Genomic DNA, 21,979 nt, shown 5'->3' on the forward strand with positions numbered 1-21,979 from the left:
ATGATCTATTGTCATTACCCAATTATTTCCGTTATTAATCACAAAAATCGATCTTTGATCTCTGGGGTAGGCAACATGCACGCTTCGTCCTTACCAAACCAGCGATATCGGTTACGCGCAACCCAGTTGTAGACTGCATTACGAATAAATTTCGGAACGATAATGAACACATATAACAACGGATAAGGGAACTTCAGACCTTTGGCCAATCGCAGCGCGGCAGTCGAACGTGTATAGTATTTTCCATTTTCGATCAGCACAAAGGTGTCCATACTGTCTGTCGACAGATTGCCTTTCTCCAACAATTCCTTGGCTATATCGGATTGGAGCGAAGCAAAATGATATTTCCCTTCCGGGTCACGCTTGATAATCCACTTGGTTAATCCCTGACAGAAGTGGCAGACGCCATCCACCAGTACGATGGGATGTTCCTGATGCACATCCGTTTGATTTGCTGTCATATTGGCTGCCTCCTATTGTTGCGGTTAGAGTAACTTACCCACTTTGAGCCATCTTGTTCACTAATCCTAAATTTTATTTTATGGGAGATAAAAAGAAAAAGAGCGCAGGCATTGTGCCCACGCTCGTATCTGTCCGACAATTACTCCGTAACTGCCTTTTCCATCCATTGGTCATCGATCATCTGTTGATGCAGGTCAGTTGCCCATTGGTCCATACATTTGCAAATGAAATCTTTGCGACATACTGGACAAGGCGTTTTCTGCAGACGGCTGATATTGGTCATCTTCCATTCCGGAGAACGGGAGTAGAATACACGGCATTTAGTACCGTCTACCAAATTCATTTTGAATTCATACAATCCGTCTTCCTTGTTACCATAAGCTAATTCTAAATCTGCAATACGCGGTCTATAAGACATGGATATCACCTGTTTAATTCAAATTTGGTTCATGCAATGACACTACTCAGTACTAAGTTATATTAAAGAAAATTCAGGTCAATGTCAACTCGCGCATGTCTACCCGCCAAACAGAATATCCAGAATCGTGCCCACCTGCCCCTGTTTTTTCCCTTTCAAGACATCCGGATCGAAAACTTCAACATACCCGCAGGAGGTACAACCCACGAACAGGTAGTGATTATGCTGAATATCGAACACCTTGCTCAGGCCCGCTCCTGACATGGAAACTTCCTTAATGTTACAATCCGTCCCCCTGCATTTCGTACATACAAATCGCCGCTCGATCATCTCTTCAATACTCATCTTCGTTCCCCCTTTATGGAATGTGTAGCATCAAGTGGGAGTGCAATTATGTAAAATAGTACGCGATCTTGCGTGTAATCTCCTGCATCATATTCATATATTATAACCAATACAAAGCCCTGCCGGTTGCCAGCAGGGCTTTGTACTTGAACATCAGGTATCCAGGATACCCTGTTCTATATCTTCCCCGTTACTACCGGGAGTCAGGTCTTAGACTACGTTTAATACAACATCAATGTTACCGCGTGTTGCTTTGGAATACGGGCAGAATTCATGTGCCTTGCGAGCCAGATCCTCTGCTTGACTGTGATCCACACCAGGCATGCTCACGTCCAGACGAACAGACAGCTGGAAACCGTCATCCGCAGGGTCTTTACCAATGGATACGTTACTTGTAACGACCACATCCTCCAATTTCACACCTGCTTTGCGTGCTACATTGGCAAGGGCACTTTCATAACATGCTCCATATCCAGCGGCAAAGAGTTGCTCAGGGTTGGTACCTTCACCACCGGAACCACCAAGCTCTTTTGGCATTTTCAGATCATGCTTGAGCACGCCATCCGAAGAAGTTACCGAACCTGTACGTCCACCTTTAACTGTCGCTACTGCTGTATATAAAGCTTCCATTAAGAATCTCTCCCTTATCCATATAGTTTTAACTGCCTTCATTTCAATTTAAACTTCTGGCTCATTTTGAAACGCATTTTATATCTTTATCAGCTTTTACATCTTTATCATTTTCATGCATATCAGCTTCCATCGCTGTATTTTTCCTGAGGTTGGGTAATATACGAAGGGGCGTTTTTAAGCTTCAGTCCAGATTTTGTCCTTATACATAAAAGTTGCACTAGACAAAAATAATTGAAGGAGTACAATGTAACAATAAACATAAAAATTTAGATATATCATGAGCGGTTTGTCCCGCATCAATATCTCAAAATCAATCATTCAAAGTCAGGTGATTATCGTATGAGTAAAAAAAATCCGTTCAACGCGCCTTCAAGAGAATCATTGTCTACTGCGGGCATGGCCCCTTCTCTTGGAGAAGCACATAGCTCGATGAAAGTCCCGCAGAATGCTGCATGGTGGAAGAAATTCCTCGCTTTTGTAGGACCAGGATACCTCGTTGCCGTAGGTTACATGGACCCCGGCAACTGGGCAACAGATATTGCAGGCGGTTCACAGTTTGGGTATACCTTGTTATCCGTCATCCTGCTCTCGAACCTGATGGCCGTTGTACTTCAATCATTGGCTGGCAAGCTCGGCATCGTCACCGGACGGGATCTGGCTCAAGCCTGTCGCGAACGCTTCAGCATGCCTGTCGTCATGATGTTATGGATTCTGTGTGAGCTTGCCATTGCAGCCACGGATCTGGCAGAAGTCATTGGCTCTGCCATCGCGTTAAAGCTGTTATTTAACATCCCTATGTTATACGGCGTTATTATCACCGCAGTCGATGTACTATTGATCCTTGTACTGCAGAACAAAGGCTTCCGAGCTTTGGAAACTCTCGTCATTGTGCTGATGGCGACCATCGCCCTCTGCTTCGGGATTGACCTGTTCCTGGCAAAACCGGATATGGGCGGCGTTCTCCATGGTTTTGTACCCAATGTAGAAATTTTGCAAAACCCGGCTATGCTCTATATCGCCATCGGTATTATCGGAGCAACCGTGATGCCGCATAATCTATATCTGCATTCTTCCATTGTACAGACCCGTCAGATCGAACAGACACCACAGGGTAAAAAAGAAGCCATTCGGTACTCGACCATGGATTCTACAATCGCGCTGACACTGGCTCTGTTTATCAATGCGGCCATTCTGATTGTATCTGCCGCTGTATTCCACAGTGCCGGCATGACGCAGGTTGCGGAGATCGCTGATGCCTATCATCTGCTGACGCCTCTATTAGGTACTACTGTTGCAAGTATCCTGTTCGGTGTGGCGCTGTTGGCGTCAGGTCAGAACTCTACTCTTACAGGTACACTCGCTGGGCAGATTGTCATGGAAGGATTCCTGAATATTCGAATTCCAGCATGGCTGCGTAGACTGGTCACACGTCTGATCGCCATCATCCCTGCTGTAATTGTTACAGCCATCGCTGGAGAACATGGCACAGAAGAACTGCTCATTTTGAGCCAGGTCGTGCTGTCTCTTCAATTACCTTTTGCTGTAATCCCCTTGGTGATGTTCACGAGTGATAAAAAAAGCATGGGTGCGTTCGCCAACAAATTATGGCTCAAAATCATCTCATGGGTCATTGCCGCTGTTATCGTTGTGCTAAATGTATATCTGATCATTCAGACGATCCGCTTGTTCTAATTCATTCTAATTGACTAAATAATAAAAAGGCTGATCGACTCCGGTATGCGATACCCAAGTTGATCAGCCTTTATTGTTGCTCTGCAGCAACGTGTCTTCATTTATAGTAGAAACTCTCGTACGCAATCATCTAATTCTGGTTTGGCGCCAATAACGACAGGAGCTGATCCAATGAATCAACGGTCCAATCTGCACGTTCGTCATCCGATAGTTCCGGCTGGAATCTCCCGTAGCCCTGCATAATCCGTATCGTACGCATGCCCAGCTTCCGAGCAGGAATAATGTCATTATCGATCCGATCGCCGATCATGACGGCTTCCTTTGGTTCACAACCGGCCTGCTTCAAGGCCACAGCGTATAACTCAGGGTCTGGCTTGGACACCCCTTCTTCAGCCGAACAGGCCAGAACATCAACATACTTTCGCAACCCGTAGCTCTCCAGTCTCTCTTCCGTTCCAGGACTCTGATTGGCAATAATGCCAATGCGATAATGCTTCGACAAGTGCTGAAGAACCGAGTCCGCTGAAGGAAAAGGATGTTCAAGATCTTTTTGAAACTTCAGCTTGTCCTGAATCTGTTTCTGGTGCTTCTCGTCTCCAATGAATGTGCGAATAGCCACTCTCATAGGCCATTGCTCATATTTTCGGTAACAGTTCGCGAACAGTTCGCGTACCGCCTCAATCTTCACCGGATATCCCAAAGCACAGGCTTCGCGGACGAACTGTCCGATAATATCATCAACCGGCTCCCATTCATCCACCAGCGTATCTCCAACATCAAAAAACAACCACTTTATTCCACCTACATCCGGCACGCCAATTCCTCCTTGTCAGCCACAGGCGATTCCTGATCCTAATTTAAAAGTTCGTGTTCAAAAAGTCTGGTTTTCAGTACCGAGAAGATGGAATGAAGCTAGAAATGGAGTAGCGGAGCGTAGGGAAAACTACGTGAGCAACGGACATTTCGGCTGAATTTCATATTCGATGCTGATGATGCCGCTAGGCATCCTTCGTAATCAAATGCGGACTTTTTGAACTACCTTTAAAACCATAAAAAAGAAGACCCACCATCAAGCATGAGTCTCCTCAAATTTCCGTTTATTGATATATTCAATTATAACAGGCCCCTTACACCGGAGCAATCACAAGCTAACAAGCTAGCGCACTAACCATTCAGGAGAAAGCCGACTTCTCCATTAAGTGAATACACAATCCGGTCTGCACCCATTCCTCGATAAATGCCCTTTGGATGACTCTGCTCCGTAATGACGCATAGGGACTTCGATGTCCACGAACGGCAGATCTGCAAATATCGACAGGTCAGATTCAGGCTGTTCTCGAAAATAAACACGTTTCCTACGCTACCCTGCGGCAAAAACCATTTTTGAGCTGCAGCCGTGTTCATTCGAATGACATGCTCTACCCCGATTCTACGGAGTCTACGCTCTTCCCCTGCACTGTTGGTTAGAACGGCAAACGGCATTTTTTTGTACATCAGCAATTTGATAAATTTGCGTCCTGCTTCATTCGGAGCAGTCACTAAGATCATCTCAGTATCCATCATTCGTTCCTCCCTTGGCGTGAAAAGACAACAAAAAAGAAGCGTGGGGGACCAAGGCCTCCCGAACGCTTCTTAAATAACCCATGGCGAAAACACCATGAACCAGCGTACGGCTTGTTGCCTCTCCCTTTAACGCTTACGAGGTTAGCTGACGGATTCGGGCGCGAGAGTCGCCCTATTTCCGGCTGTCACCGGAAAATTCACCCCATGAATACCACTGTCCTGGACAGCGCATTCCGTTGGTTCCCCCGTTTCCCACTCATCAATGAATGGAAACTCAGCGATTAAAACATCGTTCGTATATCTTAAAGTAAGATCGAGCGATATTATCGTTTGTTTCGTTTTTCAAGTACAATTTAGTTTAAATTGAAATTACGTTATGAATCATACACCCGCGACATGACGGTGTAAAGTCCGCCCAGATCACCGAATCGGCAGATTTTTGCCAATACCCATCCATAATAACGCTTACAATAAGGTTATACTCTATCCATCTCTTCAAGGCTATCTAATTCTCACTCTGACGAAAATCACATCGATATTCATTCACGTATTCTGCACAACTTGCCTGTTTTGATTCTTTTAACACCATATTAGTTTTGCAATATTTAATTGCAACCAATATAATAAGAGGTATAAGATTAGATCATGGAGGCGATTTAGATGACAGTCTACGATTACAAAGTGAATACCCTTCGCGGTCAAGAAGTTGAAATGTCCGACTACCGTGACAAAGTGCTACTGATTGTGAATACGGCAAGCTCATGTGGCCTTACTCCTCAATTCAAAGGTCTGCAAGAACTGCAAGACAAGTTTCAGGATGCCCCTTTTGCAGTTCTGGGTTTTCCAAGCAACCAGTTTGCACAGGAAAAAGGATCTTCCGACGACATTGCAGAGTTCTGTCAGATGAACTATGGCGTGAGCTTCCCAATGTTCGAGAAAATTGATGTGAACGGCTCAAGCGCTCATCCTCTCTTCCAGCATCTAAGCAAAGAAGCTCCTGGCCTGCTCGGCTCCAAAGCAATCAAATGGAATTTCACCAAATTCCTTGTGGATCAGAACGGACAGGTACTGAAACGTTACGCTCCCAAAACAACACCCGACAAGATTGAAGAAGATATCAAGAACTTGCTTCAAAAATAACACACAGGCCACCCGCAACCGGACGATCGCCCCGGTAATGGATGGCCTTTTTCTGACCTGAGGTTCTACTGGCCGAAAATACAAAAAGAAGAAGCTTTCCAATAAAGGAAAGCTTCTTCTTAATCGTTCATATGATGCGGTCGAGAGGACTCGAACCTCCACGGGCATACGCCCACTACCCCCTCAAGATAGCGTGTCTGCCATTCCACCACGACCGCATGTCGTAAATAATCGGCAACAGAATTGATTATACCGGCTTTAGATCTAAAAGTAAAGCACTTTTTAATACTTCTTTATCAGCCAGGCATTTTCCTCAAAAATCGCATATTCTCGTCATGTTCAGTCATGAACTGCATATCATTAGTTTTGATCCCCTCTTTTCCGGATAGAGCCGATCTGTGTAATCATTTATATATAGTAATATATAGTCCTCCCCTACACTCCACTAACACCTTACGTTTAATGATATATTATATAACACTACATATGATTAATCAATTTAAAACAATAAATTCCAAGGATTCTATTGACAAAAAGCGGACATTTATGGGATGATAACTATCATATAATTCGGATTTTCAAACAAAAAGCAAACAAAAAGGAATATAAATGTTACTTTAAGTGACATTCAACGAACACAGGAGGCGAATGATTGTGAACCGTGGGAATAAGCTGCTCGATTATGTCAAACTGCTTGATTCCTCTATTCAGGTCGGAGGGTTCACCCATTCCTTCGGCATGGATATCCATATCAAGGAGGGTACCATTCGTAATGCTGAAGATCTCGAATCATTCATGCGTTGTCAGTTGCATCCCAGCATCGTTCGTCTTGAAGGCATGGCCATCAAAGGCATCTATACCGCAGCAGATCACAAGGATACATGGCGGATAGCTCTGATCGACAAGCTCGTCCATGTTCAGCGAACTCCTGGAGATCTCAGAGAACAAGCTGCTGTTATGGGCAAACGATTGATCAGACTCGCACGTGCTCTGCACCCCTGGATTGATTTCAGCCAGCTCGAACAGATCTTCGCCAAATATGATTCGGTTGGCTGCCTCTCCACTGTTCATGCCTGGATTAACCACCACCTCGATATCCCGGTCGAGGAGGCGGTCCTTGGTTATCTGCATTCAGCCATGAATGCCTGCATAACCGAAGCCTCCAAAGTTATTCCCCTGAACAACGATATAACCAAAGATCTGATGGTCCGCCTGGCCGCAGATCTGGAGAATGAATGGAACACCGTCAGCGCCTCGGCTGCGGATGGACTGGCACAGCCAACCTCGATGTCCATGAAATCGTTTTTCCCCAGTTTCCATATGCTTGGAGCTGGACTTCATGCCTACAGGGCCTAATCCTCTTTCTCCTCAGCTCCACTTGCCTTCATTAGGACAAACAAAAAACACGCGGCAACCTCCTTGCCGACGTGTTTTTTGTCATTTTATTTGTTTATTTAACGTATTTACGCCATTTAACATCACAAAATACACTTTTTTCCGTCTTTTTTAATTGTTAGATGACGCATTTACGTATATAATAAAATATACAGCTCGCATTTCTATATATTCTACATGAAGAGATGGCGACTGAATACTACAATCTAACCAGGGGTGAACCCTTTTGAACAAGAAAAAACCAGTGACTCCGTTCGGATGGGCCATCAAACGACGGCTAACCGAGCTTCAAGTGGACCAGAAGACCTTTTGTGAACAGTACGGTATCCCGCCCTATCGTTTGTCCAATCTCATTCACGGCACACGCAAAGCAACCCGCTTCAGGCATCTGGTCGCTGATATTTTGGATATTCCAGATGAACTGAGATAAGATTTCCGTCAAAGGAGGACCTCATTCATGAGACATGTTACATCCGACCTGGAAAGCCTTACGTTCCAATCCATACGTCACCAACTCATCATCGTTGACCACCACTGGGTTATCCACAGCTGCAACCGCGCTTGGCAACAGGGACTGGGTCAATTTCCACCAAGCTCGGATGCGAACAATAATCATAGACATTACCTGCATCTGTTGGAAGCTTGGGCGTTACGAGGCAGGAATGCCGCTACGGCACTTGTCGCACAGAATTTGAAAGAAAGCGGAACACCCTTTAATCGAAATCATACATATGACATCTGCGTGTATACGATATATAACGAAGAAAGGTGGTTCCGTACGGAACTCACCCCTCTAGTTCATACTGAGCCCATTCCGGATACTCATCTGGCTTTGATCGCACACGTGGATATTACCGAACAGAAAAAGACAGAACGCCAATTAAAGAAGGCTCTGTCTGAAGTGCGTACATTACGTGGACTGCTGCCTATCTGCGCCGTCTGCAAACAGATCAAGGATGAAGAAGAACATTGGAACTCCGTCGAAAGTTATCTGGAGAAGCATACCCACGCCGAATTCACCCATGATATCTGCCCGGAATGCATTCGACGATTATATCCGAAATACTCGAACATCCTGGACAAGCGCTCCTGAACCCACTCTCCACCCGAAACTGCAGCTCCAACTAAACGGACAGATGATGTTCAAACTGGGACATATCCAGTTCTTGCGGTGTCCCGTGCAGGGTAATGGCACCTTTATCCATGATATAGATGTAATCTGCGGCATTGCGTACAAAATCAATACTCTGCTCCACCAGCAGAACAGAGAGATCCCCCTTCGCCTTGAGCTGCAAAATGACTTGCCGAATGTCCTCCACAATGGAAGGCTGGATACCTTCTGTTGGCTCATCAAGCAGCAACAACCCCGGACGCGAAGCCAGCGCCCGGGCGAACGCCAACTGCTGCTGCTGCCCACCACTCAGATCCCCGCCCTGCCGTCCATACATCGTCGCAAGCACCGGGAACATCGCAAGCACATCCTCCGGGAACGTCTTTACACCTGGGGCACTTGTCTCAAGGCCAAGTAACAAGTTTTCTTTCACCGTAAGCTGCGGGAAAATCTCCCGCCCTTGCGGTACATAACCAACCCCCGCCCTCGCCCGCTTGGCTGAGTCCAAGGTGGATAACTCCTGATTTTTCCACTGAATATTGCCCTTGCGCGTTTTCAGTAGTCCCATTAATGTCTTCATCAACGTCGTTTTACCCACACCATTACGACCCATCAGACACACCACCTGCCCAGGCTGTACGTCCAGGCTCACACCACGAAGCACATTACTTTCCCCGTAGCCGGATTCAATTCGTTGCAGCGACAGCATGGTCACCCCTCCTTTTGCCCAGATACACTTCCGCTACCTTCGGATCTGCCTGTACTTCAGCCATCGTACCTTCCTTCAGCAGCTTCCCTTCATGCATCACCGTTACCTTCGCGGCAAACTCTCGCACAAATTCCATATCATGCTCCACCACCACAACCGAGCGCTCACCTGCAATCTCTTGCAGAAGTCGCCCCGTCTTGTGTGTTTCTTCATCCGTCATGCCCGCGGCTGGTTCGTCCAGTAACAACACACGCGGCTCTTGCAGAAGCAACATGCCAATCTCCAGCCATTGCTTCTCACCATGCGACAAGGCTCCTGCACGGGTGTTAATGCGATCTTGCAAACCAACCTGGAGGATAACAACCTCCATGGCTGCGCTCATCTTCCCAAATCTCCGAATACCGATGGCCTGCAGAGGAGAACGGCGAGTCTCGGCCGCCAGCGTCAGATTCTCCTGTACCGTCAGACCCGCAAAGATCGATGGCGCCTGAAATTTGCGTCCCACACCTTTGCGGACAATCTGGTGCTCCTTCAGTCGTGTTAATTCCGTACCATCCGCCGTCTTCACCGATCCGGACACGGGTTTTGTTTTGCCGCAGATCACATCCAGCATCGTCGTTTTCCCTGCACCATTGGGTCCGATCAGGAAATGCAGGTCATGTTCATGAAGCTTCAGATTCATGCCTTTGACAGCAACGAACCCACCAAAGGCCACCGTAATGTCCTCGGCTACCAACACCGCTGACTCCTCAGTAGACTTTAGGTTTTTCCCGAGTGACTTGGACATGCGCACTCTCTCCTCTCCGCTTCAGCAAGCGAACGACATGACGATATACACCTACAATACCGTTTGGCATGAACAAGACTACTGTTACAAAGAGCCCACCGATGACGAACAACCACCCCTCGGGGTAAGCCTCACTTATGCCCGTTTTAGCTGCATTCAGTACCACCGCTCCGATGACCGCTCCAATAAGCGTACCGCGACCACCCAATGCAACCCACAGGACCATCTCAATGGAAGGCACAATCCCCATCATCGATGGCGAGATAATACCGACCTGAAGAACAAACAGCATGCCCGCGATGCCTGCAAGTGCACCGGAAAAAGCAAAAGCCAGCGTTTTATATCCCGCCGGATCATATCCGAGGAATCGCACCCGATTCTCCCCATCCCGCGCAGCTTCGAGCACCTGACCGAACCGACTATTCACCATTCGACGGCACAGCACATAAGCGATCACCAGAACAGCAAGCGTTATATAGTAGAGAGCAATCGTCGTTCCTGCGGAATGAAGTGTAAAACCAAAGATCGAATTATACCCGGTAATGCCATTCGTTCCGCCCGTCCACTCCTGTTTGCCAACAAACAATGTCACCGTAATGAGAACCAAGGCTTGTGTTAGAATAGTAAAATATACACCGGTGATCCGGTTACGGAACGTAAACCACCCCAGGGCAAAGGCAAGCAATGCCGGAAGGGCTATCCCCAAGAGCAGCGCCATCGGGAAAGAGCGAAAGGGTTCCCAGAACCAGGGCAGACCGCTGAGACCACTCCATCCCATGAAATCAGGAAGCGTCGCTCCACTGGCCTGGAGCTTCAGATACATCGCCATCGCGTACCCACCCAGACCGAAGAACACCCCATGTCCAAGACTCAGCACACCCCCATAACCCCAGATCAGATCGAGGCCGATGGCCAGGATTGCCAGTGCCAAAAACTTGGCTAACAGACTCAAACGAAACTCCGTGGAGATTAGTGGAGCAAGACACATCATAATCAGTACAACTGCCCAGATGATCCTCATTTTCAAACTGCCAGTCTTGAGTAAAGCGGACATGAACTAACCCCCTTTTTCACGTTAATCGAGACTCCGTGTGCGCATCGCGACCAAGCCGCGTGGTTTCCATTGCAGGAAAGCAACGATACATACGAACACGAGCACCTTGCCAATGGAGGCAGAGGTATAGGTTTCGAACAGCGTATTGAACATGCCGATCCCCAGTGCACCACACACGGTTCCGACCAATTTCCCCACGCCACCCAGAACAACGACCATGAACGCATCCACAATATAATACGTCCCAAGCGAAGGACCAATCGGTCCAATGAGCGTTAACGCACAACCAGCGATTCCGGCGATTCCGGAACCAATGGCAAAGGTCATACCATCCACCCGCCGGGTCGAAATCCCAAGACACCCCGCCATGCTCCGATTCTGCATCACAGCCCTCATTCGTCTTCCGGAAGATGTTCGATAGATATAGAGATACATGCACAGCAGTACAACCGCAACCAATGCGATAATGAAAATTCGCTTGTACGGAAATACAATGCCATCCGAGATCGCCAATCCCCCATTGAGCCAAGCTGGACTGGATACCCCCACATTCGGTGCTCCGAATATCGTACGGGCCAGTTGCTGCAACATCATTCCTACGCCCCATGTCGCAAGCAGACTATCAAGCGGCCTGCCATACAGATGCCTGATCAGAACCACTTCAAGCAACCAACCAATCAGAGCAGCTACAATGAACGCAATTGGCAGAGCCACAACAAAGTAGGCACCAAACCACGCAGCCGGAGCATAGGACATGAACAGATTTTGTGTTACATACGTTGCATATGCACCGATCATGATCAGTTCACCGTGAGCCATATTGATGACATTCATCAGCCCAAACGTTACTGCAAGCCCCAATGCTATCAACAGCAGAATCGAACTGATACTCAGACCATTGAACATCTGCAGGATAAACATATCCATCGCTATCCCCTCCTCCATACCGTGACTCTCGATATTTCAATTGACCTCAATTCGCACCAGCTCCACACTTCACGTCGCAGTAACGCTTTACCGTGATGCGGTGAGAGGGTGTGTTATCACACCCTCGTCTATGATTTAGCTGCTTTGAAGCGAGTTGCCTGTGTTTATTTGCGAGGTTTCTATGTTATTTGGCGCTAAGGGAAGCTCCCCATTCATACGTTTTCAGGTAAGGGTCCGGCTTGACAGGCGCACCCGAATTCCACAATTCCTTGAACTGGCCATCCTCCTGCACCTCACCGATCCGTACGGTTTTGTAGATATGCTGATTCTCTCCATCGACAGTTACCTTACCTTCTGGGGCATCAAACTCCAGACCCTTGGCAGCCGCCTTCACCTTCTCCACGTCGGTTGATCCCGCTTTTTCCACCGCCGCCTTCCAGAGATAAACCGCCACATATCCCGCTTCAATCGGATCTGCTGTCACTCGATCAGCACCATATTTTTCTTTATACTTGGCAACAAATGTTGCATTCTCAGGCGTATCCGTTGTCTGATAATAATTCCACGAAGCCAGATGCCCCTTCAAAACGTCTGCGCCGATACCACGGATTTCTTCCTCCGCCACACTAACCGACAGGGTTGTCATCTGATCGGAGGAGATTCCAGCATCCTTCAATTGTTTGAAGAAGGCTACATTACTGTCTCCGTTCAGCGTATTGTATACAATATCCGGCTTTGCAGCCTTGATTTTGCTAATGATGGTACTGTAATCGGTATGTCCCAGCGGTGTATATTCCTCACCCACCACTTCGCCGCCCTCTGCCGCGAGTTGCGCTTTAATGACCTGGTTAGCCGTTTTCGGGAATACATAGTCTGATCCAAGCAGATAAAACGTCTTGCCCCTGTTCTCCAGTAACCAGGTTACGGATGGAACGATCTGCTGATTCGTTGTTGCTCCTGTATAAAAAATGTTTGGCGATGATTCCAATCCTTCATATTGCACCGGGTAAAACAATAGACCCTTGTTCTGTTCGAACACCGGGAGCATAGCCTTCCGACTTGCAGAGGTCCATCCGCCAAATACAGCAGCGACCTTATCCTGTTGCAGCAACTTCCCAGCCTTCTCTGCAAAAGTAGGCCAATCTGAAGCGCCATCCTCAACCACAGGCTCAATCTGTTTACCCAGAACTCCACCCGCGGCGTTGATCTCTTCAATAGCTAACATCTCGGCATCCTTAACGGATACCTCACTGATCGCCATTGTTCCGCTGAGGGAGTGAAGAATGCCAACTTTAATCGTATCCCCGGAGGCAGCCGGCTCTCCTGTACCACCTGAACCCGAAGCTTCAGGCGGCGCAGCGCCATCCACACATCCTGTCATCACAATGACCGCACCGAGCAAAATACCCCATAACTTGACCGACCTCTTCTTCAATAGCCTACACTCCCTTTTTTTAGTCTATTGACGAACATTAAGGTCATTTACATCCGAAATGTTCGTTGATCCAAATTATGGAGCGTTACACTCTTCATGTCAATATAGCTTACATAATTTTATTTCATGCCTACTCGTTTCATGCATAGTGCTAATAAGCTTTGAAGCTTATTGACAAAGGATTCACCCTGTGTGAGTATATTTAACATATAACATGATCCATGAACATATCAGACACTATAAGCGAAAGGTCGGATTGCCTTGCACTGGACTGAGCAGGAAAAGGAAAAACTCCTGATTACCGTGGCCGCTAACCTCGCCCGCGAACGAAGAGCACGCGGACTTAAGTTGAATGTCCCCGAAGCCATCGCCTTGTTGACCTCCGAACTTATGGAGCGGGCTAGGGATGGAATGAGTGTCGCAGAATTAATGAGATACGGAGGCACCATCCTGACACGCGAAGACTGTATGGATGGTGTTGCCGATATGATTCCTGAAGTACAGGTAGAAGCCACATTTCCTGACGGTACGAAACTGGTCACCGTACATGAACCTATACGCTGAGAAAGGCAGGAGAAGCCATGATTCCTGGTGAATACCGCTTGAAGCCAGATGACGACATCATCTGTCATCCGGATCGTTCAACCCTACGCCTGATTGTCCTTAACCGCGGCGACCGCCCCGTCCAGGTCGGCTCTCACGTTCACTTCTATGAAGTTAATGCAGCACTGGACTTCGATCGTACTTCAGCTTTCGGACATCGCCTGCACATTCCAGCAGGCACCGCAGTCCGCTTCGAACCCGGTGAAGAGAAACCTGTCGATCTCACGACCTTTGGTGGCAAACGCCAGATTCACGGGTTTAACGGATTAACCGAAGGCCCTGCGGATCAAGCTCCTGACCCACAGAAACTGGAGGCATTCCTGAAGACGTTCTCCCCTCCCATACAAGATGGAGGTGAGCCTTCATGAAACGAATGAGCCGCGAACAATACGCGTCGATGTTCGGACCCACAACCGGTGATGCCGTAAGACTTGCGGATACCGAACTATGGGCAGAGATTGAACATGATTATGCCGTATATGGAGATGAGAGCAAGTTCGGGGGTGGCAAGGTTATCCGCGACGGGATGGGCCAGTCCACCTCTGCTCTGCGAAGTGACGGCACTCCTGATACTGTTATCACCAACGCCATCATTATCGATCATTGGGGTATTGTAAAAGCGGATATCGGCATTCGGGATGGTCACATCTGCGCCATCGGCAAATCCGGCAACCCGGATACAATGGATGGTGTGCATCCCGCACTGGTTATCGGTGCTTCCACCGAGATCATTGCTGGGGAAGGCATGATTGTTACTGCCGGCGGCATTGATACCCATATTCATTTCATCTGCCCACAGCAGATTCAGACCGCGTTATCCTCTGGGGTAACGACCATGATCGGCGGCGGAACAGGACCGGCAACAGGTACCAAAGCCACCACCTGCACCCCGGGAGCCTGGCACATCCACCGGATGCTGGAGTCCGCAGAGGCTTTTCCCATGAACATCGGTTACCTCGGTAAAGGCAACAGTTCCAGTACTCCACCTTTAATCGAACAGATTGAAGCTGGTGTAATCGGCCTGAAGCTGCATGAGGATTGGGGTACTACCCCGAGCGCTATCGATGCCTGCCTGACTGCCGCCGGAGAACATGATGTTCAAGTCGCTATCCATACCGATACACTGAACGAAACCGGATTTCTCGAAAATACACTGGCAGCAATCAACGGCCGGACGATCCACACGTACCACACGGAAGGCGCTGGTGGCGGACACGCACCGGATATTATCCGGGCCGCTGGGGAGTCCTACGTCATCCCCTCGTCAACCAACCCAACACGACCGTACACACGCAACACTGTAGAAGAACATCTCGATATGTTGATGGTGTGTCACCATCTGGACCCATCCATCCCGGAAGATGTGGCTTTTGCCGATTCGCGGATTCGTCCCGAAACAATCGCAGCCGAAGATATTTTGCATGATCTTGGCGTGTTCAGCATTATCAGTTCCGATTCACAGGCCATGGGCCGAGTGGGCGAAGTCATTATCCGCACTTGGCAGACAGCCGACAAGATGAAAAAACAGCGCGGCAAACTCGATCTCAACCCGGATTCTCCGTCCGATAACGATCGGATCAAGAGATATATCGCCAAATACACGATTAATCCAGCTATCGCACACGGAATCGGCCATCTCGTCGGTTCGGTGGAAGTCGGTAAGCTGGCCGATCTAGTGGTATGGAAACCAGCCTACTTCGGAGTTAAACCCGAGATCGTCATCAAAGGTGGCATGATCACGTTCGCCCAGATGGGCGATCCCAATGCTTCCATCCCGACACCTCAGCCCGTATTTGGCAGACCGATGTTCGGAGCCTATGGCAGCGCCATTGCCAGCGGATCGATCACCTTTGTCTCCCAAGCCGCAGCAGATGCAGGAATCAAAGAGACATTGGGCCTGAAAAAACGGGTTGAACCCGTCAAAGGCTGCCGCTCGGTCAGCAAAAAAGACATGATTCATAACGACGTAACCCCTGTCATTGAAGTCGATCCCGAAACCTATGAGGTGCGTGCCGACGGCGAGCTTCTCACCTGTGAACCCGCAGACGAGTTGCCTATGGCACAGCGGTACTTTATGTTTTGATATGAATATGGATTAGCTGATAAGGGGGCAACGCATGATGAATAGTGGCACGAAGCTACTTCGTTACGTTCAACTGCTGGATTCAGCGCTGCCCATCGGCGGGTTCTCCCATTCCTTCGGTCTGGAGGCTTATACGCATGATGGCACCGTGCGAAATACCGCGCAGCTTGAACAGTTTATTCGCAGCCAGCTTCATTCCAGTCTTGTTCGACTAGATGGCCTTGCCATCAAAGGAGTCTATCAGGCGATAAAACAGCAAGATGCCGCTCTACTTGCTCTATATGACAAGCGCGTCCACGCCCAGCGTTCCCCTCGGGAACTCAGGGAAAGCGGCCACAAAATGGGAAAGCGACTGCTTAAGCTCGCCCGCTCACTTTATCCATGGATGGACTTTTCCCTGATTGATGAGGCCATCCGGGAATACGGCGCGTATTGTGGTATTACTACCATTCACGGTTATATCAACTATCAATTGGAGATTGGATTGGATGAAGCCGTCACCGGGCATCTGTATACTTCAGTTAACGCTTATGTAAACAGTGCACTTCGCCTGCTGCCCATCGGACAAACCGAAGCGCAGATGTTGGTTCAGAAACTGCTTGATGATATTGAAGCGGAATGGGCTCTCATTCGGGAAAATGACCCGGAAGATATGCACAGCTTCGGAATTGCCCAGGAAATCTACGCCATGCGGCACGAGAGCTTACCCGCGCGGCTGTTTATGTCTTAACTACAACTTTTATATAGGGCGTGTCTGAAAACTCCGAAGGAAGCAGATTTTGCCGAATTTTCGTTCCAAGCAAGGAAGTTTTCCGCAGGCGTGCCGGGGCACGTCAAGGGAAAGTGACGCAGCAGGGGGCGAAAAGGCGGTAAAAGGTGCACTTCAGCGAGTTTTGAGACACGTCCTAACCAAGGAGGAATTGTTATGTGTGGAGGAGCTAATCATACGCATCATCCGGAGTGGGAACGCAAGGCATTTGATCGGAGTCGTCCGATGCGAATTGGAATTGGCGGACCGGTAGGTTCAGGTAAAACAGCCCTTGTGGAGAAGCTATCCAAGGCACTGCGTACACGTTATAGTCTTGCTGTCATCACCAATGACATATACACCAAGGAAGATGCCGAAATCTTGCTGCGTCAGAATGCATTGGCACCAGAGCGTATTATCGGCGTAGAGACAGGCGGATGCCCGCACACCGCTATTCGCGAGGATGCCTCCATGAATTTCGAAGCAGTTGACGAGTTAATTGAACGTTTCCCGGATCTGCAACTGATCTTTATCGAGAGCGGCGGCGACAATCTCTCTGCCGCATTCAGTCCGGAACTCGCTGATGTGTTCATCTACATTATCGACGTTGCTCAAGGAGAGAAACTCCCCCGCAAAGGCGGTCCCGGCATCACACGCTCAGATCTGTTGCTAATCAACAAAACTGACCTTGCCCCGTATGTCGGAGCAAGCCTGGAAGTCATGAAAAATGATACAGAGCGGGTACGCGAAGGCCGTCCTTATGTCATGTCTAACCTAATGAGCGGTGAAGGTGTGTCAGAGATTATCCACTGGCTTGAACATCAATATATGGATGACGATGCTTCCGCTGCACATCTGCATTCACACAGCCATGAGCATGGCACTCACTCGCATTAATTCATCTTCCGTACCCAAGGGAACAGAGATGAATCGGAACGAAAGTGCAGGTGAGCCCGTCACACGCCGCAGCGAGCTTCGGGCCACCTTTGCCTTTCAAGGTGAGCGGACTGTCATGACCGATCGTTATTACAGTGCGCCTCTCCGGTTTAGCCGATCCTTTCGACCTCCCGGAGGCGGAACTGAATTATGTGTGTACACGTCAGACGTCTCTCCTGGCGTTCTTAACGGGGATCATTATCATTCCGAGTGGGAATTAGGCGAAGGAACCCATGTGATGCTGAGCAGTACGTCAGCTACCAGGCTTCATCCCACACCATCGCTCCCTTCTTCCGTCAATCATCATTTTCGGTTGGGCAAAGGAGCCACACTGGAATATTTCCCTGAATGCGTTATTCCCTTCAAGGGAAGTTCTTCTTCACTCGCTGTAACCTTTGAGCTGGAAGAGCAGGCTATTCTGGCTTATGCAGATATCTGGTCTGCCGGACGGATTCATCGGGGAGAAGCTTTCCAATTCGAGCGTTACCGTAGCTTGACGGAGATATGGCAAGGAGAGCAACTGGCTGTCTGGGATCGATTCGGACTCGAACCGGATACCGATGATCCCAAACACTCGGCGTCTCTCCTTCACTATACCCATACCGCTGCGTTATGGATGATCGCGCCAAGACTGGGCACTACGGAGTTGGAACAGGTCAGATCCGCTCTGCCACCAGATGGACGAATGCTCGCAGGTGCGAGTTTGCTGGCAACCGGAGGCATCGGCGTTCGACTCCTTGGCATGGCAGCTTGGGAGCTTCAGGAGCAATGTCTTCAGATCTGGAACACACTCCGCCCACATCTGCTGGGCAAAGAAACTCTTGTCTTTCGTAAATAAGGGCATGAAGCATGCATGGTTAATACAAAAAACCTCTGAACTGTCTCCGAGTGTGTTCGGATTAGTCCAGAGGTTTTTGTACATTCAGTCTATGGATGCTGCTCATATCACTTACGCTTCGTTTTCCTCAGAATCGTTCTCTGATTTGTTCTCAGGTTTATAGCGATAGTCGCCTGCATCCTTACTTTCCTTGGATTTTCGGTAACGGGTGAACTCAATATATTCGCTGATAAAAGACTGTTCCACAGTCGATAATTCACTTTCCTGGCAATTCAATTGCCGCAAAACGTCAAAAAAATAATCCTCCCGTTTTTCCCGAACCATCGCTTCCTTCGATGGACGTCCAATCATGAGCCAGTCGAGGCTCACATCAAAAAACGAAGCAATCTCAATTAATTTATTCGTACTCGGAATAGACTTGCCACGTTTCCAATCACCCAGATTGCCTGTGCTAATCTTCAGCTGTTGGCAGAAAGCCTTCTTGGTCATTCCTCGTTCGGCAATCAGGTGTTCAATTCGCTCATAGATCGACTGCATACAAGAACCGCCTTCCAACCGTAATAATCAACTCATCTGCTTGAATTATACCACATTATTCCTGAATGCTCAGCCTTTAAATGCCTGGCATGTCACCACTATATCGCATAACACAAAGATAGACTCCCATGAGTAACCATGAGAGTCTATCTTATAACGTTGTTACTGTGATGCGGTCGAGAGGACTCGAACCTCCACGGGTATACACCCACTACCCCCTCAAGATAGCGTGTCTGCCATTCCACCACGACCGCATATTCAATTGTAAAAATGGTGAGCCATGAAGGGCTCGAACCTTCGACACCCTGATTAAAAGTCAGGTGCTCTACCAACTGAGCTAATGGCTCTTGCTGTAAACTTCACCGGATGTGCCATGCTTCATTCTAGTCTCTAAGAGCAATGACTTTGAGGATTTCTCATCAGGAATATAGACCTCATGAGGTGGTGAAGATATGACCCGTAGGGGATTCGAACCCCTGTTACCTCCGTGAAAGGGAGGTGTCTTAACCCCTTGACCAACGGGCCTTAATAACAAGTTGTCTTTCTTGGCGACAAGAATGAGTATACCACAGGAGAATTTGAACTTGCAACACTTTTTTTAAAATCTAATTTTCAAGTCTTTTTTGTCCATTGTATATCACTCTTCAGAGACACGTTATTTGCCCTCTCCCCATTCATGCTAATGTCATTCCCGTACAGGAAAAATGTAAACCATTCATCAAAACACTTATAAAAACTTACATTCACTTATAATATTGCAAAGTACATTAAGAATACTTATAATTAAAGTATCAGTATAAGTACGGTCATCCATACACCCGGAGGTGACATATTTGTTTCAAGAAGAACGAATGCAGCTCATTGTTGAACATCTACGCAAACACAATCGCATCTCAGCTGATGATATTGTCACCTTGTTTGATGTATCACGGGATACTGCTCGCAGGGATCTGATCAAGCTTGAGGAACAGGATGCCATCATTCGAACACGTGGCGGTGCCATTCTCCCCCCTCCTCCGCAAGAATTCAGATCCTACAAAGACCGTCTACTCGATGTTTCTGAGGAAAAGAGGGCTATCGGCAAGCTCGCTGCGGCCATTGTAAGACAAGGCGAGATCATTATTCTGGATTCTTCCACGACCGTGCAGGCGTGTGCCGAGAACTTGAACGGCAAATCCTGTACTGTCATTACCAATTCAATTCATTCCGCTGATCTTCTCTCCAATCACACGGCTGTCCAGATTCGTTTACTCGGCGGCAAAGTCGATAAGGAACAACGTTATGTCTACGGTACTTCTGTTATCGAGACCCTCTCCCACTATTATGTAGATAAAGCCTTTATCGGAATTGGCGGTATCACCATGGATGGCTTCAGTGCTTCCGAAGAGGAAGGGAAAATTAAACACCAAATGATGAAGGCTGCCAAGAAAGTTGTTGTTCTTGCAGATCAATCCAAGTTTGATAGACGTTATGGTTATCGTTTTGCCGACTGGTCATTGGTGGATGTATTGATTACGGATCAATGGCCAACTAAAGAATGGCTTGTTTTTCTAGCCGAACAGCAAGTTGAGATTCTCATTCCCGAACCTACAGATGATAAGGAGTTGTAAGTATATGAAATTATTTGCCACAGATTTAGATGGAACATTATTGAACAGAGACAGCCAGATTAGCCCGGAGAACGCAGCAGCCATTCAAAAAGCACAGCAATCAGGTATGAAGGTTACAATCGCTACAGGCCGCGTCTATTCCGATGTTGTGACCATCAGCCGCGAAGGCGGAATCAAAACCCCAATTATCGGCTCCAATGGAGCGACAATTCATGACGCAGACGGTGAACGTTTATTCCATCTTCCGCTCGAGCGTGACACAGCAGCTTCCGTCATGCAGTGGCTGGAAGATCATGATGTCTATTATGAGGCTTCAACGCAACAAGGCATTTATGCCCCGCGTAGCAGTCATGAGACCTTGCTCGCCGAGATGGAACGTGTTCTTGGTTCGAACCCTGGTGAGGACATTGCACGCATGATTCGCTCCATCAAGAAACACTATGACAAAAAAGACTACCACCGCGTTAACAGCCACCTCGAGATTCCGGCAGAAGCCTACATCTATAATATTATGGCCTTCTCCATGAATCCGGACAAAGTAAAGACAGGACGAGAATACTTCGCTTCCCGATCCGATGTCGCAATGGTTGTATCCTTTGAGCATAACTTCGAAATGCAGCACCCGGACGTATCCAAAGGTAATGCCCTCACCAAACTGGCGGCTCACCTGAACATCTCCATGGAAGATACAGTAGCGATCGGCGATAACTTCAACGATGTCTCCATGTTAAAAATGGCTGGACTCGGCATCGCCATGGGGAATGGCGAACCCGAAATTCAAGCATTAGCCAAAGCCATAACGCTGACGAATGTCGAGCACGGTGTCGCACATGCCATTGAGTGCCTGCTTGAAGGCAAACCAGTCTCTCGTCCGGAAACGATTGTCGGAGAAGGTCAATAACTGACTCTGTACCACAATCAACCGCTGTACCCGCATGGCTCTCTATCAATCC

At 48.1% G+C, this 21,979-nt stretch carries 25 protein-coding genes, 4 tRNA genes and 1 riboswitch; of the genes, 13 read left to right on the forward strand and 16 right to left on the reverse strand.

Annotated features, from left to right (window positions below; translation table 11 throughout):
- Positions 1-38: 38 nt before the first annotated feature.
- The 4 genes from FS628_RS07280 to FS628_RS07295 all read right to left on the reverse strand — a co-directional run bounded on the left by FS628_RS07280 (position 39) and on the right by FS628_RS07295 (position 1,855).
- Entirely contained in the window at positions 39-461 is a 423-nt protein-coding gene (locus tag FS628_RS07280; RefSeq protein WP_145320403.1) for a thiol-disulfide oxidoreductase DCC family protein, read from the reverse strand.
- Between the two features lie 140 nt (positions 462-601).
- Complete coding sequence (locus FS628_RS07285) at positions 602-880, reverse strand: hypothetical protein (RefSeq protein ID WP_145320405.1); 279 nt, start codon at positions 878-880, stop codon at positions 602-604.
- 99 nt (positions 881-979) lie between these two features.
- Positions 980-1,225 carry a zinc ribbon domain-containing protein gene (locus FS628_RS07290; RefSeq protein WP_145320406.1) on the reverse strand — a complete coding sequence of 82 codons (246 nt, stop codon included), beginning with the start codon at positions 1,223-1,225 and terminating at the stop codon, positions 980-982.
- Between the two features lie 210 nt (positions 1,226-1,435).
- The gene (locus FS628_RS07295; protein WP_145320408.1) at positions 1,436-1,855 is read right to left on the reverse strand and encodes an organic hydroperoxide resistance protein; all 420 of its coding nucleotides are present in this window, start codon (positions 1,853-1,855) and stop codon (positions 1,436-1,438) included.
- Between the two features lie 399 nt (positions 1,856-2,254).
- On the opposite strand from FS628_RS07295, the gene FS628_RS07300 reads away from it, so the two are divergent.
- Entirely contained in the window at positions 2,255-3,550 is a 1,296-nt protein-coding gene (locus FS628_RS07300; RefSeq protein ID WP_145149016.1) for an Nramp family divalent metal transporter, read from the forward strand.
- Between the two features lie 130 nt (positions 3,551-3,680).
- Here the strand turns inward: FS628_RS07300 and FS628_RS07305 are convergent, their stop codons facing one another.
- Positions 3,681-4,364 (reverse strand): HAD family hydrolase, encoded by a 684-nt coding sequence (locus tag FS628_RS07305; RefSeq protein WP_186327731.1) that lies wholly within the window; start codon positions 4,362-4,364, stop codon positions 3,681-3,683.
- A gap of 350 nt (positions 4,365-4,714) precedes the next feature.
- Positions 4,715-5,110: a hypothetical protein gene (locus FS628_RS07310; protein ID WP_017690008.1), complete on the reverse strand. Its 396-nt coding sequence runs from the start codon at positions 5,108-5,110 to the stop codon at positions 4,715-4,717.
- Between the two features lie 118 nt (positions 5,111-5,228).
- Positions 5,229-5,403, reverse strand: a riboswitch (cyclic di-AMP (ydaO/yuaA leader).
- Between the two features lie 370 nt (positions 5,404-5,773).
- Here FS628_RS07310 and FS628_RS07315 point away from each other — a divergent pair.
- The gene (locus FS628_RS07315; RefSeq protein WP_145320411.1) at positions 5,774-6,253 is read left to right on the forward strand and encodes a glutathione peroxidase; all 480 of its coding nucleotides are present in this window, start codon (positions 5,774-5,776) and stop codon (positions 6,251-6,253) included.
- A gap of 135 nt (positions 6,254-6,388) precedes the next feature.
- Here the strand turns inward: FS628_RS07315 and FS628_RS07320 are convergent.
- Positions 6,389-6,471, reverse strand: a tRNA-Leu gene (locus FS628_RS07320).
- Positions 6,472-6,907: 436 nt separating this feature from the next.
- Between FS628_RS07320 and FS628_RS07325 the strand changes: the two genes are divergently transcribed.
- The 3 genes from FS628_RS07325 (at position 6,908) to FS628_RS07335 (ending at position 8,741) form a co-directional block, all read left to right on the forward strand.
- Positions 6,908-7,609, forward strand: coding sequence for an urease accessory protein UreF (locus tag FS628_RS07325; RefSeq protein ID WP_186327732.1), 702 nt, complete (start codon positions 6,908-6,910; stop codon positions 7,607-7,609).
- A 265-nt stretch (positions 7,610-7,874) separates the two neighbouring features.
- A complete protein-coding gene (locus FS628_RS07330; protein ID WP_145320414.1) occupies positions 7,875-8,078 on the forward strand; it encodes an XRE family transcriptional regulator in 204 nt (67 codons plus the stop codon).
- 27 nt (positions 8,079-8,105) lie between these two features.
- Positions 8,106-8,741, forward strand: coding sequence for a hypothetical protein (locus FS628_RS07335; RefSeq protein WP_145320416.1), 636 nt, complete (start codon positions 8,106-8,108; stop codon positions 8,739-8,741).
- Between the two features lie 31 nt (positions 8,742-8,772).
- Here the strand turns inward: FS628_RS07335 and urtE are convergent, their stop codons facing one another.
- From urtE to urtA, 5 genes are all read right to left on the reverse strand, one after another.
- Positions 8,773-9,468 (reverse strand): urea ABC transporter ATP-binding subunit UrtE, encoded by a 696-nt coding sequence (gene urtE / locus FS628_RS07340; RefSeq protein WP_145320418.1) that lies wholly within the window; start codon positions 9,466-9,468, stop codon positions 8,773-8,775.
- Positions 9,446-10,255, reverse strand: coding sequence for an urea ABC transporter ATP-binding protein UrtD (gene urtD / locus FS628_RS07345; protein ID WP_145320420.1), 810 nt, complete (start codon positions 10,253-10,255; stop codon positions 9,446-9,448). The genes urtE and urtD overlap by 23 nt, the downstream gene beginning before the upstream one ends.
- Complete coding sequence (urtC, locus tag FS628_RS07350) at positions 10,218-11,309, reverse strand: urea ABC transporter permease subunit UrtC (protein ID WP_145320422.1); 1,092 nt, start codon at positions 11,307-11,309, stop codon at positions 10,218-10,220. Before urtC ends, urtD begins: the two co-directional genes overlap by 38 nt.
- A gap of 21 nt (positions 11,310-11,330) precedes the next feature.
- Entirely contained in the window at positions 11,331-12,236 is a 906-nt protein-coding gene (gene urtB / locus FS628_RS07355) for an urea ABC transporter permease subunit UrtB (RefSeq protein ID WP_036610830.1), read from the reverse strand.
- A 184-nt stretch (positions 12,237-12,420) separates the two neighbouring features.
- Positions 12,421-13,671, reverse strand: a complete 1,251-nt coding sequence (urtA, locus tag FS628_RS07360) for an urea ABC transporter substrate-binding protein (RefSeq protein ID WP_145320424.1) — start codon at positions 13,669-13,671, stop codon at positions 12,421-12,423.
- 261 nt (positions 13,672-13,932) lie between these two features.
- On the opposite strand from urtA, the gene FS628_RS07365 reads away from it, so the two are divergent.
- The 6 genes from FS628_RS07365 (at position 13,933) to FS628_RS07390 (ending at position 18,879) form a co-directional block, all read left to right on the forward strand.
- Entirely contained in the window at positions 13,933-14,235 is a 303-nt protein-coding gene (locus FS628_RS07365) for an urease subunit gamma (RefSeq protein WP_062833121.1), read from the forward strand.
- A gap of 17 nt (positions 14,236-14,252) precedes the next feature.
- Positions 14,253-14,642 (forward strand): urease subunit beta, encoded by a 390-nt coding sequence (locus FS628_RS07370; RefSeq protein WP_145320426.1) that lies wholly within the window; start codon positions 14,253-14,255, stop codon positions 14,640-14,642.
- Entirely contained in the window at positions 14,639-16,357 is a 1,719-nt protein-coding gene (gene ureC, locus FS628_RS07375) for an urease subunit alpha (RefSeq protein ID WP_145320427.1), read from the forward strand. Before FS628_RS07370 ends, ureC begins: the two co-directional genes overlap by 4 nt.
- 37 nt (positions 16,358-16,394) lie before the next feature.
- Positions 16,395-17,087 carry an urease accessory protein UreF gene (locus FS628_RS07380; RefSeq protein ID WP_186327733.1) on the forward strand — a complete coding sequence of 231 codons (693 nt, stop codon included), beginning with the start codon at positions 16,395-16,397 and terminating at the stop codon, positions 17,085-17,087.
- A 195-nt stretch (positions 17,088-17,282) separates the two neighbouring features.
- The gene (ureG, locus tag FS628_RS07385) at positions 17,283-18,002 is read left to right on the forward strand and encodes an urease accessory protein UreG (protein ID WP_145320431.1); all 720 of its coding nucleotides are present in this window, start codon (positions 17,283-17,285) and stop codon (positions 18,000-18,002) included.
- Positions 17,983-18,879 (forward strand): urease accessory protein UreD, encoded by an 897-nt coding sequence (locus FS628_RS07390; RefSeq protein WP_222125194.1) that lies wholly within the window; start codon positions 17,983-17,985, stop codon positions 18,877-18,879. The genes ureG and FS628_RS07390 overlap by 20 nt, the downstream gene beginning before the upstream one ends.
- A 111-nt stretch (positions 18,880-18,990) precedes the next feature.
- Here FS628_RS07390 and FS628_RS07395 read toward each other — a convergent pair whose 3' ends face one another.
- The 4 genes from FS628_RS07395 to FS628_RS07410 form a co-directional block, all read right to left on the reverse strand.
- Complete coding sequence (locus tag FS628_RS07395) at positions 18,991-19,416, reverse strand: helix-turn-helix domain-containing protein (RefSeq protein WP_036610863.1); 426 nt, start codon at positions 19,414-19,416, stop codon at positions 18,991-18,993.
- Positions 19,417-19,587: 171 nt separating this feature from the next.
- Positions 19,588-19,670 (reverse strand) — tRNA-Leu (locus FS628_RS07400).
- 17 nt (positions 19,671-19,687) lie between these two features.
- Positions 19,688-19,763: transfer RNA gene (locus tag FS628_RS07405), tRNA-Lys, on the reverse strand.
- Between the two features lie 106 nt (positions 19,764-19,869).
- Positions 19,870-19,941 (reverse strand) — tRNA-Glu (locus tag FS628_RS07410).
- Between the two features lie 308 nt (positions 19,942-20,249).
- Here FS628_RS07410 and FS628_RS07415 point away from each other — a divergent pair.
- Both FS628_RS07415 and FS628_RS07420 read left to right on the forward strand, forming a co-directional pair.
- Positions 20,250-21,026 carry a DeoR/GlpR family DNA-binding transcription regulator gene (locus tag FS628_RS07415; protein ID WP_062833114.1) on the forward strand — a complete coding sequence of 259 codons (777 nt, stop codon included), beginning with the start codon at positions 20,250-20,252 and terminating at the stop codon, positions 21,024-21,026.
- 4 nt (positions 21,027-21,030) lie between these two features.
- A complete protein-coding gene (locus tag FS628_RS07420; protein ID WP_145320435.1) occupies positions 21,031-21,927 on the forward strand; it encodes a Cof-type HAD-IIB family hydrolase in 897 nt (298 codons plus the stop codon).
- Positions 21,928-21,979: the final 52 nt, after the last annotated feature.

The organism is Paenibacillus xylanexedens (genome assembly GCF_007676705.1).
GTDB classification, from domain to species: Bacteria; Bacillota; Bacilli; order Paenibacillales; family Paenibacillaceae; genus Paenibacillus; species Paenibacillus xylanexedens_C.

Bases quoted from the DNA above. Each gene is read 5' to 3' on its own strand.
- urtC (WP_145320422.1), bottom strand. From the start codon at position 11,309: ATGTCCGCTTTACTCAAGACTGGCAGTTTGAAAATGAGGATCATCTGG.
- FS628_RS07390 (WP_222125194.1), top strand. From the start codon at position 17,983: ATGGCACTCACTCGCATTAATTCATCTTCCGTACCCAAGGGAACAGAG.
- FS628_RS07285 (WP_145320405.1), bottom strand. From the start codon at position 880: ATGTCTTATAGACCGCGTATTGCAGATTTAGAATTAGCTTATGGTAAC.
- FS628_RS07290 (WP_145320406.1), bottom strand. From the start codon at position 1,225: ATGAGTATTGAAGAGATGATCGAGCGGCGATTTGTATGTACGAAATGC.
- ureG (WP_145320431.1), top strand. From the start codon at position 17,283: ATGTGTGGAGGAGCTAATCATACGCATCATCCGGAGTGGGAACGCAAG.
- FS628_RS07315 (WP_145320411.1), top strand. From the start codon at position 5,774: ATGACAGTCTACGATTACAAAGTGAATACCCTTCGCGGTCAAGAAGTT.
- urtE (WP_145320418.1), bottom strand. From the start codon at position 9,468: ATGCTGTCGCTGCAACGAATTGAATCCGGCTACGGGGAAAGTAATGTG.
- FS628_RS07420 (WP_145320435.1), top strand. From the start codon at position 21,031: ATGAAATTATTTGCCACAGATTTAGATGGAACATTATTGAACAGAGAC.
- urtB (WP_036610830.1), bottom strand. From the start codon at position 12,236: ATGGATATGTTTATCCTGCAGATGTTCAATGGTCTGAGTATCAGTTCG.
- FS628_RS07335 (WP_145320416.1), top strand. From the start codon at position 8,106: ATGAGACATGTTACATCCGACCTGGAAAGCCTTACGTTCCAATCCATA.
- urtD (WP_145320420.1), bottom strand. From the start codon at position 10,255: ATGTCCAAGTCACTCGGGAAAAACCTAAAGTCTACTGAGGAGTCAGCG.
- FS628_RS07310 (WP_017690008.1), bottom strand. From the start codon at position 5,110: ATGGATACTGAGATGATCTTAGTGACTGCTCCGAATGAAGCAGGACGC.
- FS628_RS07300 (WP_145149016.1), top strand. From the start codon at position 2,255: ATGGCCCCTTCTCTTGGAGAAGCACATAGCTCGATGAAAGTCCCGCAG.
- FS628_RS07370 (WP_145320426.1), top strand. From the start codon at position 14,253: ATGATTCCTGGTGAATACCGCTTGAAGCCAGATGACGACATCATCTGT.
- FS628_RS07395 (WP_036610863.1), bottom strand. From the start codon at position 19,416: ATGCAGTCGATCTATGAGCGAATTGAACACCTGATTGCCGAACGAGGA.
- ureC (WP_145320427.1), top strand. From the start codon at position 14,639: ATGAAACGAATGAGCCGCGAACAATACGCGTCGATGTTCGGACCCACA.
- FS628_RS07380 (WP_186327733.1), top strand. From the start codon at position 16,395: ATGAATAGTGGCACGAAGCTACTTCGTTACGTTCAACTGCTGGATTCA.
- FS628_RS07295 (WP_145320408.1), bottom strand. From the start codon at position 1,855: ATGGAAGCTTTATATACAGCAGTAGCGACAGTTAAAGGTGGACGTACA.
- FS628_RS07280 (WP_145320403.1), bottom strand. From the start codon at position 461: ATGACAGCAAATCAAACGGATGTGCATCAGGAACATCCCATCGTACTG.